Source organism: Ruegeria sp. BHSA118, assembly GCF_059613405.1.
In genome coordinates this window covers 12,898-25,980 of record NZ_JBXWSM010000030.1, presented here as the reverse complement: position 1 = coordinate 25,980, position 13,083 = coordinate 12,898, and the positions used below count along the sequence as shown (strand labels likewise).

Genomic DNA, 13,083 nt, shown 5'->3' with positions numbered 1-13,083 from the left:
TTTTCCATTCAAGACACGTAAGCCAAGATGAAGATCGCCGAACTGCACATCTACAGCCACGACCTGCCGGTCAAAAACGGGCCCTATACCATGGCCAACGCTCAGGTCTGGGCGCTGGATTCCACGCTGGTCAAAATCGTGTCGGACAACGGTCTGGTCGGCTGGGGCGAGACCTGCCCGGTTGGCCCGACCTATGCCGAGGCGCACGCCGCCGGGGCGCGCGCCGCTCTGGTCGAAATGGCCCCGGACCTGATCGGAACAGAGGTCTTGCCTCTGGCCTTGCATCGCCGGATGGATGGGCTGTTGAACGGTCATGGCTATGCCAAGGCGGCCCTCGACATTGCGGTGCACGACCTGCTTGGCAAACACTTGGGTGTTCCGGTCTGCGATCTGCTGGGCGGCAAGATGACGGACAAGGTGCCGTCCTATTATGCCACGGGCGTCGGTGCACCCGACGACATCGCCCGGCTGGCGGCAGAGAAAATGACCGAAGGCTACCCGCGTCTGCAAATCAAGGTCGGAGGCCGCCCGGTCGAGATCGACATCGAAACCATTCGAAAGGTCTGGGACGTGGTCAAGGGATCGGGTATGCGGCTGGCCGTTGACGGCAACCGGGGCTGGACCACGCGCGACGCCCTGCGCGTCAGCCGCGAATGCCCCGAAATCCCCTTCATCATGGAACAGCCCTGCAACACAATCGAAGATCTCCGGAAGATCCGGCCACAGGTCACGCATGGCATCTATATGGATGAAAACAGCACCAGCCTGAACACCGTGATCTCGGCGGCGGGCACCGGTCTGGTCGACGGGTTCGGCATGAAGATCACCCGCATCGGCGGCCTGCATCCGATGCGCGCCTTCCGCGACATCTGCGAGACGCGCAACCTGCCCCATACCTGTGATGACAGCTGGGGCGGGGACATCATCGCCGCTGCATGTACCCATGTCGGAGCAACCGTTCGGCCCGACCTGCTGGAAGGCGTCTGGCTGGCTGCGCCATATATCGAAGGCAACTACGATCCCGAAAACGGCATCCGGATCGAGGCCGGGCATATCGCGCTGCCTACCGGCCCGGGGCTGGGCGTGGTTCCTGATGAAAGTCTGATCGGAACACCTGTCGCATCGTTCTAAAAATGGATGACGTTATGTACCTGAAAGGAAAATCGGCTCTGGTCACTGGTGCGGCTGGCGGCATCGGGGCGTCAATCGTTCAACGCCTGCGCAATGCGGGGGCGCGGGTCGCCGTTGCAGATCGGGCGGTCGATGCCATCGAGGCCGAGGCACATCTGCCCGGTGATCTGCGTGTTCCCGAATATGCAGACCAGCTGCCCGGCGCAGCCGCGTCCGCATTGGGCGGGCTTGACATCGTGATCAACAACGCAGGTGTCATCACGCGCGGGTCGGTCACGGATACGTCTGATGCGGATTGGACTCTGTCATTGGGTGTCAATGTCGAAGCCCCGTTCCGCATCTGCCGCGCGGCAATTCCGATTATGGCCGAAACTGGCGGCGGGGCTATCGTCAACACCGCGTCCTGCTGGGGGTTGCGCCCCGGCCCCAATCATGCGGTCTATTGCATGACCAAGGCGGCCATCGCGTCCCTGACCCAGTGCATGGGCATGGATCACGCCCATCAGGGTATCCGCATCAACGCTGTTTGCCCGAACGAGGTAAATACCCCGATGCTGCGTTCGGGCTTTGAAAAGCGCGGCTTTGACCCCGATACAGCCGTGGCCGAACTGGGCCGGACCGTGCCGCTGGGCCGGATCGCCGAGCCTGAGGATATCGCCGACGTCATCATGTTCCTAGTCTCGGACGCGTCGCGCTATGTTTGCGGCACGCTCGTCGAGGTCAACGGAGGGAAACCCGTTTCATGAAGCGGTTCGACGGAAAGGTGGCGCTGGTCACCGGCGGGCGCAGCGGCATCGGCAAGGCCATTGCCCGGCGTTTGCACGACGAAGGCGCACGGGTCTTCACCGCCCAACGTGGTGAGGACACCGAATTCCACGGCATCGCTGCGGATTTCACCCGTCCCAACAGCCCGGCACAGGTGGTCGGCGAAGTGATCGCGAAAGCCGGGCGTCTGGACGTGCTGGTCAACAACGCGGGTATGATGCAGGAAGCCTTTGTCGAGGGAATGAGCCTTGAAGACTGGCACCGCAATCTGACGATCAACCTGACCGCTCCGTTCCTGATGATCAAAGCCGCGTTGCCGCATCTGCGCGACACCAAGGGCGCTATCGTCAACACGGGATCCATCGAAGGCTTGGGCAGCAATCCCGGTCACGCCGCCTATTGCGCATCAAAGGCAGGGTTGCACGGCCTGACCCGCGCCGTTGCCGTGGATCACGGGGGCGAAGGTATCCGCTGCAACGCCGTCGCGCCCGGTTGGATCGATACCGAATTGAACGAGGATCTCATCGAATCCATGCCCGACCCATCCGCGTTCCGTCGTGACATTGCCAAGATCCACCCGGTCGCCCGAACGGGGCGGCCTGAAGAAGTGGCCGCGCTCGTCGCGTTTCTGGCGTCCGGGGATGCGGGTTTCATCACCGGGCAGGTCTTTACGATAGATGGTGGGCGCATGGCCAAGCTGAGCTTGCCCTGACGCCCACACGTCATTCCTTGCCGGACCGCCATTCCTTCCAGATCAAATAGCTGTTCGCCCCAAGCGAGGCGAAAGGCTCGGGCGGCAATCGCGGAAGATCCGGCTGCGCCAGAAAGTGATCCGCGATCTCTGATCCGCCTTGCAGCGCCAGCTCTGCGATGCCCATGCCTTGCAGGGTGCCACGGGCGATGCCCAGGCCGTTCTGGCAGCAGGCCGAGAACACGCCATCCTCCAATTCGCCGAACGCTGCGGATCCGTTGCGGCTGAGGCACAGCATCCCGGCCCAGCGATGCTCCATCCGTACATCCGACAGATGCGGAAAGCGTTCCCGGAACTTGCGGTCATGCACCCAGCCGGCATTGCGCAACCGCATCCGGGTGGTTTCTATCGTCGGGTGAAAACTGGACCCGGTGCGGATCAGGATGCGATCCCCGTAGCTGCCGGAAATGCGCCGGACCGAGGTGCCCATCGGATCCGCCGGTGTCACCGACCAGCGCGGTTGCCCGCCCAGTGTCTTGATCTGCGCCTCGGTCAGCGGCGCCGTGATCGAGGCGTAGAGGCAGATATGCATCAATTGCCGTTGGTAGAACCCGAAGCTTTCCAGGTGGCCATTGTTGGCCAGAACGATCCGCCCGGTGCGGACCCTGGCCCTGGCGGTGTTGACCACCCAGCCTGCGCCCTGCTTTTCAAAGCTGGTGACTGGCGAGTTCTCGAATAGGTTGATTTGGCCAGCCAGTTGACCCGACAACGCCCGTACATAGGCTGCGGGCTGGATCATCACCGTCCCAGGTGCATAAAGCCCCGAGGTGTAATGTGGGCTGCCCGTGATCTCTTGCATCTGGTGCTGGTCATAGAGCGTATGCGGCTCAGCCAGTTTGGTCAGATGCTCGGCAAATTCGCGGTTATGGGCGTCTCCTGCCCGTGTGGCGGCTGCATTGTATTTTCCGCAAGGGTCGAACATTTCTTGCGGCAGCTCACAGTCGGCGGCCACCGCGGTTGCGAAGGCGATGGCCTTGCGGTTCAGAGCAATGGCGGCGCGGTCGGCCTCCAGCCCAAGGCCTGCGTAATTGTCCGAGGCCAGATCATGCGGCAGGTCGATCATGAACCCCGAGTTCCGCCCAGCCGAGCCATCCGCAAATCGGCCCGCTTCCAACAGGGCAATCTTCAGCGAGGGGTCCAGTTGGCGCAACCGCCGCGCCGTCGTCAGCCCGGCAAAGCCGCCACCGACAATGGTGATGTCGGCGGCCAGGTCCTGTTCGAGCTCTGGCAGAGGGTCCTGGGGCGGCAGGATGGCATTCCACCCCGCCGGACCGGTCTGCCGCGGCAGTCTTTTGGCCTCGTATCGTGTCAATCCACAGCCTCGTCGGCGTCGTCAGCAAGATCGATCCAGATGGTTTTAAGCTGGGTGTACTGATCATGCGCATGGATCGAGTTGTCGCGTCCGCCAAAGCCCGATTGCTTGTAGCCGCCAAACGGCGTGGTGATGTCGCCTTCGCCAAAGCTGTTGACGGTCACGGTGCCCGCCCGGATCGCCCGAGCGCCGCGAATAGCGCGCTTGGCGTTGGCGGTGAAGATCGAGGCACAGAGCCCATAATCGGTGTCATTGGCGATCTTGATCGCTTCGTCAAAGCCCGACACTTCGATCACCGACAGGACCGGGCCAAAGATCTCCTCTCGGGCGAGCACGGCGTCATTGCCCGGCACTTCGACGACGGTGGCCTCGACGAAGCCTTTGTGGGCCTTGCCGCCGATCACCACGTTCTGGGCCTGATCGAGATATCCGCAGACCTTGTTGTAATGCGCTTCGCTGACCAGCGCGCCCATGCGGGTTTCAGGGTCCAGCGGGTCACCGATATTCCACTGTTTGGCGTGATGCGCGATGCGGTCCAGCAGTTCGGCTTTCACGTCTTTATGCACGATCAGGCGCGACGAGGCCGAGCAGTTCTCGCCCATGTTCCAGAACGCGCCATTCACCACATGCGCCGCCACCCGGTCGAGGTTTTCGGCGTCGTCCATGACGATGGCGGGGTTCTTGCCGCCCATCTCAAGCACCACTTCCTTGGCGTTGCTTTCCGCCGAATAGGTCAGGAACCGTTTGCCGGTGACGGTCGAGCCGGTGAAGGAGACCATGTCGATATCCATGTGCCGCCCGATGGGTTCGCCCACCTCGGCACCGCCGCCCGGAACGATGTTCAGCACGCCGCGCGGCAGACCGGCCTCCATCGCCAGTTCAGCCATACGCAGCGCGGTCAGCGTGGTTTCAGTCGCGGGTTTCACAACCACTGAACATCCCGCCGCCAGTGCCGGCCCGATCTTCCACGCCAGCATCAGCAGGGGGAAGTTCCACGGCAATACCAGCCCCACCACGCCAATCGGTTCACGCAGGACCATGGCGATATGGTCGTCGCTGGCAGGTGAGACCTGATCGTAGATCTTGTCGATCACCTCGGCATGCCATTTCAGGCAGTGAACGGTTTCGGGCACGTCAACGGTTTCGCAGTCATAGATGGTCTTGCCACTGTCGAGGCTTTCCATCACCGCCAGTTCGCGGGCATTGCGTGTCATCAGCTTGCAGAGCCGGATCAGCACATCCTTGCGCTCGGATGGATGCAGTTTCGACCAGCGGCCATCGTCAAACGCCTCGCGCGCCTTTTCGACAGCAAAATCCACATCCGCTGCACCGCAGGATGCGATATCGGCAAGCTTGTCGCCGGTCGCAGGGTTTACCGTCTCAAACGTCTCGCCCGAGATCGCCGGGCGGAATGCACCGTCGATGAAGGCCCCGGTCGGCAGGGTCAGGCCTGCGGCGATGGATTTGTATTCGTCCTGTGTCAGCAGATCCATGTCTCTTACCCTTCAGCCACGATGTCGGCGATTGTCTTTTTCAACACGCGCTTCACCTGTTCCAGCGCGCGTTTGTCGTCCTTGTTCAAGCCCTTCAGCGGAGGCCGCATAGCGCCGGCATCAATCCCGTTCATGGTGACGCCATGCTTGATGGTCTGGATGAACTTGCCACCCTGTTCCAGCACCCGCATCAGCGGCATCATCGCGGACATGATCCGGCGGCCTTTGGTGAAATTCCCTTCGACCACGCAGGCCTGATACAGAGCCACATGTTCGGCAGGCAGGAAGTTGGACCCGCCGCACACCCAGAACGGCGCGCCCCAGGCGAAGAACTCGAGCGCCTGATCATCCATACCACAGCCAAGCTGAATATGCGGGTAGTCGCGGGCCAGCAAATGCACCCGGTTGATATCGCCCGAGCTTTCCTTGATGCCGCAGAAGTTGCGGCTGCGGCCCACACGGTCAAGGAACTCTTCGCCCATCATCGTACCGGTGCGGTGCGGGTAGTTGTACAGCATCACAGGCAGATCGGCGGCCTTGTCGATGGCCAGTGCATTCAGCGCGTTTTCCCGATCCGTCGGAACCGAATAAGGCGGGCTGGCCAGCAGGATCGCATCCGCGCCGATGTCGCGCGCACCGGCGGCAAGGGCAATCGAATCCGGCGTCAGCATCGCGCCCGTCCCCACCACCAACGGCAAACGACCCTTCAACCGCTCATGCGTGAACCGGGCCAGTTCGACACGTTCGTGGACGGTCTGGGCATAGTTCTCGCCGGTTGAGCCACCCGAGATCAGGCCATGCACGCCGTTTTCGATCAGGTATTCGATCACGTCGGACAAGGCGTCCCAATTCACGCTGCCATCGTCGTGATAAGGCGTGACCACGGGGGTATAGATCCCCTCAAACTTGAAAATCGGGTTCATTCCGTCCTCATGCAGGTTTCGAAAGCGGCGGGACGCCCATCGGGACATCCAGCGCGTCAGGCATCACGAACATCTCGATCTGATCGCGTGACAGGTTCCAGTGATCTTCGGCCAGCCTGGCCGCCGTCGCCTCGTCGCGCGCCTCGATGGCTGCGATGATCGCATCATGCTGCTGGCTGGCCAGCGACAGGTTTTCCGACATTTCACCGGTCTGTGGCCGATAAAACGTCATGCCGATCCGGGCGTGATCGATCAGCAGCCGGTTGAACGACGGCAGCAGATAGACATTGCCGGACATTTCGCCGGTCACGTCATGAAAGCGGTTGTTGGCCAAGGCACGGTCCTCGCCGGACCCGGACCGAAGGGCCGCCTTGAACGCCTGCTGGGCCTCTTTCAAATCGTTGATCTGGGCATTCGACGCATTCAAAGCCGCCAAACGCAGGATCGCTCCGTATACCATGGGCGCGGCAAGGAAGAAGTCGCGCAGGGTGGTGTAGGACATTTCCGAAACCCGGGCGCTGCGGTTTGTCCGCAGATCCAGATAGCCTTCGCCAGCCAACTGTCGAAACACTTCGCGCAGCGGCGTGCGCGACAAGCCGAATTCCTCGGACAAATGCGCCTCGTCCAGATCGGCGCCCGGGCGCAGGCGCAGCGTGAGGATGGACACTTTCAGGTGCTCTCTCAGCGCGCTTTTGCGAGACTTGGCTTCGTCTTTCATGCTTTGGCCTCATCCTTAAGTTCGGCGACCGCGGTCGAATCGCGTGCGGTCACAGTTTTGTATTCCATTAAAATACAACTTGTATACAACAAAAATTCGTGCAGCATGGGAGCCTGCGAAATAGACTCATGTTCTGGGCTTTGTCCCAGCTTGCAAACGGTACTGCTCATGCCTCAGACGCGGCACATCACTTTCATCCTTGTCGAGGAGTTCTCGCACCTTGCGTTTTCATGCGCGGTCGAACCGTTGCGGATCGCCAATCTTGTGAGCGGCGAAGAACTGTACCGCTGGTCCTTTGTGTCCGAACATGGCGAGCAGGCCGTGTGCTCGAACGGATCCGTCACGCTGGTGCATTCCGGCCTTCAGGGTCTGGCCAAATGTGATCAGCTGTTTGTTCTGTCTGGCATTCACATGCGTGACCACGTCACCCGCCCGCTGCTTGCAACCCTGCGCCGCGAACGCGCGCGCGGCACGAAAATCGGCGCCCTGTGCTCGGGGGCATGGGTGCTGGCCGAGGCTGGTTTTCTCGATGGAATGCAAGCGGCGATCCACTGGGAATATCACGACGCGTTCATGGAGGCCTTTCCCGAGGTCAATCTGGTGCGCAGCGTGTTCGTGGCCGATGAAAAGCACATTACCGCATCCGGCGGAACCGCAACGGCGGATCTGATGCTGCACCTGATCGAACGCGATCACGGTGAGGAACTGGCCATCGATGTGGCGGATCAGATGGTCTATAACGCGGTACGCAATGCCACTGCCAAACAACGGGTTTCCTTGCAATCACGCAACGGAATGCGCAATGCGCACCTCGCCAAGGCAATCACCATCATGCAGGACAGTATCGAAACGCCGGTTTCCCCCTCGTTCATCGCAGAAAGGCTTGGCATTTCAACGCGGCAGCTTGAGCGGTTGTTTGGAAAATACCTCAACACGTCGCCCAAGAAATACTTCATGGAAATGCGGCTGGAGCGCGCCCAGAAACTGCTGCTTCAGACCGAAGCATCTGTCACCGAGATTGCCGTGGCCTGCGGCTTTGAAAACCCGGGCCATTTTTCGCGCGTCTACCGGTCAAGCTTTGGCGTCACGCCGCACGCGCAACGCAACAAGATCGACTGACATTGTGTGGTAGTGGGTTTGCCGCAATCGAAACGGCAGGGGATGCCGCGCCTTGTCGGCCCATGACGGGCCTGAACGGGCATCCCCCTAACCCTGCCGAGATACCCCCTCATTAAAACCGGACTAGTCAACAGATCGGCAGGATGATGTACCAATAGATTTGGATATTGGCATAAGTTTTGCGAGAACTTGTCAGACATGCGATTCTTGTGCCCTTATTTGTTAATCTTTGCCTCAATTGGAGACTTGTGGTTCAACGAAATCCGGCAACCTCAAAGACCATAACCACTTGCAAAAAATATATATTACAGGTTTCGTCCTTGCTGCATTCAAAGATCGCACCGGGGAGCAATCTGCTTCGATCTGAGGTGTTCGTTTTCTGCCCGGCACCCCAAGGATGGACGGGGCAATCTTGGTTCGACAGATTCGGCTGCGTGCCTGAAACCGCCCAACAGGCGCTCAAGCGCCATCTCTAACGGACTTGCGTCATATCCAGCCTGGGCGCGGCGCGCGTGATTTCATGGGTGCTGGTCGCCGCGCCTGATCCGATGCGAACGTTCAGCTTTTCTGTCCCGCTGAACCGTTGAAAATACGCAAATTCCATCGCATTCAGCGCATCCATATCCTGACATTGAACAACGTAGTCAGCCTGGAATTCCGAATGTTCTCCCGTCGCGGATGACGTACCCCCCTGGCCCGCGTTGTCCTGCTGCCCCGGGACATCATGCGTAAGGATCACGTTTGCAGATGCGGTAAAGCACACGGCCTCGGGCGGGACGACAAACAGGTCCAGCGGCTTGGACAGTTCGGAAATCGCGATGGCGACACGCGTGCGCTCGTCATCACTGGCCACCGGGGTCTCGAAGCCTATGATGTCAATGCTTGGAACCCTGAGCGACAGCGAAAATTTCGTGTCAGCAAGCACGATTTCCAATTGACCCGACCCATGTTGATGGCTGGACGTGATCTGCGTCGCTTGAGCGGCAAGTGCTGCCGGAAAGAGAGACAAGGCCAGAACAGAGCGCTTCATTAACAAAAAACCGCCTTCAACAGAATCACATCCGTGATTTTACCGCGAATCACCTGCCACGCAATGTTATCCCTCGGATCAGAGCTCGCCAGATTTGGGGAGGCGCGTGGGATTCAGCTGTCATTGTCTATATCCGACAATAAAACTCAGGTTGACATTGCCGACTAAATAACTCAGTTATTTCTTCGCAAAACCCGCGGGTCATCCCCGCGCGATCCGACAGTTCTGACAGGAAAGCACCGAAATCCTATGACCAAGTTATTCACCACTGCCAGCGCCCTGACGTTCTGCATGGCGACCGCCGCAATATCGGGTGATGCCCCCGCCAAGGCGGATGTACTGAACACCTATGGCAATATTGCGGAAGCCAAATTTGAGGACAGCCTGATTTCAGCCAGGAAATTGCAGGATGCGGTCAACGCACTGATCGCCGATCCGTCGGACGCAACGTTGAACGCGGCGCGCGCGGCCTGGGTTGCGGCGCGTGTCCCCTATCAGCAGACGGAAGTCTATCGCTTCGGCAATGCCATCGTTGATGACTGGGAAGGCAAGGTGAACGCCTGGCCTTTGGACGAAGGTCTGATCGACTATGTCGACGCGGCCTATGGCGGCGCGACGGACGAAAACGAATTTGCCGTGCTGAACGTCATCGCCAACCCCAGCTTCCAACTGTCGGGCGAGACCATTGATGCCAGCGAAATCACCCCCGAACTGCTGAGCGACACGTTGCACGAAGCCGATGGTATCGAGGCGAACGTCGCAACCGGCTATCACGCCATCGAGTTCCTTCTGTGGGGCCAGGACATGAACGGCCATGGCGCCGGCGCCGGCAACCGCCCCGCGACCGATTATGCGCAGGGCGAAGACTGTACCGGCGGCCATTGCGACCGTCGCGCGCAATACCTGAGTGCTGCAACCGAACTGCTGGTCAGCGATCTGGCCTGGATGGCGGATCAGTGGAAAGACGGCGGTGCGGCGCGCGCAGCCCTTATGGAGAACGAAGCAGCAGGCATCAGCACGATCCTGACCGGCATGGGCTCACTCTCGTATGGTGAGCAAGCCGGCGAACGGATGCGCCTTGGCCTGATGCTGAACGATCCAGAAGAAGAACATGACTGCTTTTCGGACAACACCCACAACAGCCATTACTATGACGGGTTGGGCATCCAGAACGTCTATCTGGGCAGCTATACCCGCATCGATGGCACCCCGGTTTCGGGCGCATCTCTGGCCGATCTGGTCATCGCCACCGATCCGGCGCTGGATACCGAGATGAAAGCGAAACTGGCCGCCACCATGCAGGCCCTGGGCAAGATCAAGACAACAGCCGAGGCGGGATTTGCCTATGACCAGATGCTTGAGCGCGGCAACCAAGGCGGTGAGGTCCTGATCATGGGCGGCGTCAACGGTCTGGTCGATCAGACCAAAACGATCGAGCGCATTGTAACTGCGCTGGAGCTGGACGGGGTCGCGTTTGAAGGGTCAGACAGCCTGGATAACCCGGACGCCGTCTTCCATTGATTCCCAAGCGGGCCGGAGAGGGTTTCTTTCCGGCCCCTGCAAAGCTTACTGATCGTCTGTAAAGGCGGCGAAACGAGCCAAAAACAATGATTGTCTGCCACTGCACCAACATATCCGATCACGACATCCGTGCCGCCATCGACTGGATGCGCACGGCGGATCCGCGGACCATCATCACCCCCGGCAAGATCTACCATGCCCTTGGCAAATCGGCGGATTGTGGCGGGTGCATGCCGCTGTTCCTAGACACAATGCGGGCCAGCGGTAATCTGGAAGTCCCCATGCAACTCCGCACTTTGCGTGCCGGAGCAACACAGGAGAAGGCTGATGAAGGGCGATCCGAAGGTCATCGAATATCTGAACAAGTCTCTGCGGCATGAGCTGACGGCCGTCAGCCAATATTGGCTGCATTACCGCCTGCAAGAAGACTGGGGCCTTGGCCATATGGCCAAGAAAAGCCGCGAGGAAAGCATCGAAGAGATGGGCCACGCGGACAAGCTGATCGAACGGATCATCTTTTTGGAAGGGCACCCCAACCTTCAGAAACTGGACCCGTTGCGGATCGGTCAGACGCCGAAGGAAACGCTGGAATGCGACCTGGCGGCCGAGATCGACGCCAGAGCACTTTACAAGGAAGCGCGCGAATATTGTCGGGAGGCTGGCGACTTTGTCTCCATGTCGCTGTTCGAACAGTTGATGTCCGATGAAGAGGGGCATATCGACTTCCTCGAAACGCAGCTCGACCTGTATGAAAGGATCGGCGAAGCCAATTATGCGCAACTCAACGCATCGAAAATGGACGAAGGCGAATAGCTTTCTTGCCTTGTCGGTGGTCGCCCTGGCGGCCACCCCTTCCCTGTCAGCCGAGTTGCGGGACCTGCATCTGAATATCGCCCCCCGCACCGACGAGGAACGCGCCCGCATTGCCGCCGTGACCGCACCACCGCAGGATTTTGGCGTGTCGCAGCCGTTCGAAGAACTCTCTGCCGGGGCGGCGACTGTCCGGGTCCGCAACGACGCGGATGCGTTTTCACAACCCTCGGGCAATCTGAGCTTCGAGCAGGAGTTGGATTTCAAGGTCGGCAACGGGCTGTTCAAAAAAATCTGGGTGTCGTCACCATCATCCACATTGGCCTCTGACGGGTTGGGGCCGCTGTACAACGCGCGATCCTGCCAGCGTTGCCATATCAAGGATGGGCGGGGGCACACACCCAACGGCCCTGATGACAACGCGGTCTCGATGTTCCTTCGGGTCTCGATCCCCGGTGCGCCGGAAGACGGGTATGCCGGGATCGCAGATTACATCGCCACCCGGCCCGAACCCAACTATGGCGGGCAGATGCAGGATTTCGCGCTTGCGGGGCATCCGGCGGAATACCGGCTGGATATCTCTTACGAAGAAGTCCCTGTTGAACTTTCTGACGGCGAGACCGCGTCACTGCGCCGCCCGACTTACAGGGCCGCTGATCTGGGGTACGGCCCGCTGCACCCGGATGCGATGCTGAGCCCGCGGGTCGCACCGCAGATGATCGGGCTTGGCCTGCTGGAGGCGATCCCGGTCAAGGATCTGCTGGCCCGGGCCGACCCGGATGATGCGGATGGGGATGGCATCTCGGGCCGTCCGAACATCGTCTGGTCTGTTGAATACGGCGCCCCGATGATGGGCCGGTTCGGGCACAAGGCAGGCATGCCGACGGTCATGGAGCAATCCGCCGCGGCCTTTGCCGGGGATATCGGTATTTCAAGCCCGCTTTACCCGGCACCTCAGGGGGACTGCACGGACTTGCAGGTGAACTGCGTAGAGGCCCCGCATGGCGACACCGATACCCGCGAGTTCGAGATCGATCAGCAGGGCATGGGCCTGGTGGATTTCTACAGCCGCAATCTGGGTGTGCCCGGCCGCCGTGATGTCGACGACCCCGAGGTGTTGCGCGGCAAAGAGGTGTTTCACACGACCGGCTGCGCATCCTGTCATACTCCGGCCCATGTCACCCACCGGTTGGAAGATCGGCCCGAGCACAGCTTTCAGCTGATCTGGCCTTACACCGATCTGCTGCTGCATGACATGGGCGAAGGTCTGGCGGATCACCGCCCCGAGGCCCGGGCGACGGGGCGCGAATGGCGGACGCCGCCTTTATGGGGCACAGGTCTGACCGAACGCGTCTCGGGCCACACACAGTTTCTGCATGACGGGCGGGCACGCAATCTGCTCGAGGCGATACTTTGGCACGGCGGTGAAGCCCAAGCCGCGCACGATGCAGTTGTGTCGATGCCGAAAACTGACCGCGACGCCCTGATCCGTTTTCTGGAGAGCCTCTGA

13 protein-coding genes are annotated in these 13,083 nt (G+C 60.4%); 8 read left to right on the top strand and 5 right to left on the bottom strand.

Features of this window, described 5'->3' with window-relative positions; genetic code table 11:
* The first annotated feature begins 27 nt into the window (after positions 1-27).
* The 3 genes from AC2FNN_RS11035 to AC2FNN_RS11025 are packed head-to-tail and all read left to right on the top strand — an operon-like array spanning position 28 to position 2,608.
* Positions 28-1,131, top strand: coding sequence for a mandelate racemase/muconate lactonizing enzyme family protein (locus AC2FNN_RS11035; RefSeq protein WP_496758573.1), 1,104 nt, complete (start codon positions 28-30; stop codon positions 1,129-1,131).
* A gap of 14 nt (positions 1,132-1,145) precedes the next feature.
* Positions 1,146-1,877 (top strand): SDR family NAD(P)-dependent oxidoreductase, encoded by a 732-nt coding sequence (locus AC2FNN_RS11030; protein WP_496758572.1) that lies wholly within the window; start codon positions 1,146-1,148, stop codon positions 1,875-1,877.
* Positions 1,874-2,608 carry an SDR family NAD(P)-dependent oxidoreductase gene (locus AC2FNN_RS11025; RefSeq protein ID WP_496758571.1) on the top strand — a complete coding sequence of 245 codons (735 nt, stop codon included), beginning with the start codon at positions 1,874-1,876 and terminating at the stop codon, positions 2,606-2,608. The genes AC2FNN_RS11030 and AC2FNN_RS11025 overlap by 4 nt, the downstream gene beginning before the upstream one ends.
* 10 nt (positions 2,609-2,618) lie before the next feature.
* On the opposite strand, the gene AC2FNN_RS11020 is transcribed toward AC2FNN_RS11025, so the two are convergent.
* From AC2FNN_RS11020 to AC2FNN_RS11005, 4 genes are read right to left on the bottom strand one after another with little or no spacing between them, the layout of a single operon-like run.
* Positions 2,619-3,959, bottom strand: a complete 1,341-nt coding sequence (locus tag AC2FNN_RS11020; RefSeq protein WP_496758569.1) for an NAD(P)/FAD-dependent oxidoreductase — start codon at positions 3,957-3,959, stop codon at positions 2,619-2,621.
* Positions 3,956-5,452, bottom strand: coding sequence for an aldehyde dehydrogenase (locus AC2FNN_RS11015; RefSeq protein ID WP_496758568.1), 1,497 nt, complete (start codon positions 5,450-5,452; stop codon positions 3,956-3,958). Before AC2FNN_RS11015 ends, AC2FNN_RS11020 begins: the two co-directional genes overlap by 4 nt.
* Positions 5,453-5,457: 5 nt before the next feature.
* On the bottom strand, positions 5,458-6,375 hold the full coding sequence (locus AC2FNN_RS11010; protein WP_496758567.1) for a dihydrodipicolinate synthase family protein: 918 nt from the start codon (positions 6,373-6,375) through the stop codon (positions 5,458-5,460).
* A 7-nt stretch (positions 6,376-6,382) separates the two neighbouring features.
* Complete coding sequence (locus AC2FNN_RS11005; RefSeq protein ID WP_480445976.1) at positions 6,383-7,093, bottom strand: GntR family transcriptional regulator; 711 nt, start codon at positions 7,091-7,093, stop codon at positions 6,383-6,385.
* Positions 7,094-7,261: 168 nt separating this feature from the next.
* Between AC2FNN_RS11005 and AC2FNN_RS11000 the strand changes: the two genes are divergently transcribed.
* Positions 7,262-8,212 (top strand): GlxA family transcriptional regulator, encoded by a 951-nt coding sequence (locus AC2FNN_RS11000; protein WP_496758565.1) that lies wholly within the window; start codon positions 7,262-7,264, stop codon positions 8,210-8,212.
* Between the two features lie 472 nt (positions 8,213-8,684).
* Here the strand turns inward: AC2FNN_RS11000 and AC2FNN_RS10995 are convergent, their stop codons facing one another.
* Positions 8,685-9,242 carry a ZrgA family zinc uptake protein gene (locus tag AC2FNN_RS10995; RefSeq protein ID WP_496758563.1) on the bottom strand — a complete coding sequence of 186 codons (558 nt, stop codon included), beginning with the start codon at positions 9,240-9,242 and terminating at the stop codon, positions 8,685-8,687.
* A gap of 249 nt (positions 9,243-9,491) precedes the next feature.
* Between AC2FNN_RS10995 and AC2FNN_RS10990 the strand changes: the two genes are divergently transcribed.
* From AC2FNN_RS10990 to AC2FNN_RS10975, 4 genes are all read left to right on the top strand, one after another.
* On the top strand, positions 9,492-10,763 hold the full coding sequence (locus tag AC2FNN_RS10990) for an imelysin family protein (RefSeq protein WP_496758562.1): 1,272 nt from the start codon (positions 9,492-9,494) through the stop codon (positions 10,761-10,763).
* Between the two features lie 86 nt (positions 10,764-10,849).
* Positions 10,850-11,143: a (2Fe-2S)-binding protein gene (locus AC2FNN_RS10985; RefSeq protein ID WP_171228920.1), complete on the top strand. Its 294-nt coding sequence runs from the start codon at positions 10,850-10,852 to the stop codon at positions 11,141-11,143.
* On the top strand, positions 11,091-11,576 hold the full coding sequence (bfr, locus tag AC2FNN_RS10980; protein ID WP_170346155.1) for a bacterioferritin: 486 nt from the start codon (positions 11,091-11,093) through the stop codon (positions 11,574-11,576). The genes AC2FNN_RS10985 and bfr overlap by 53 nt, the downstream gene beginning before the upstream one ends.
* Positions 11,536-13,083, top strand: a complete 1,548-nt coding sequence (locus AC2FNN_RS10975; protein WP_496758561.1) for a di-heme oxidoreductase family protein — start codon at positions 11,536-11,538, stop codon at positions 13,081-13,083. The genes bfr and AC2FNN_RS10975 overlap by 41 nt, the downstream gene beginning before the upstream one ends.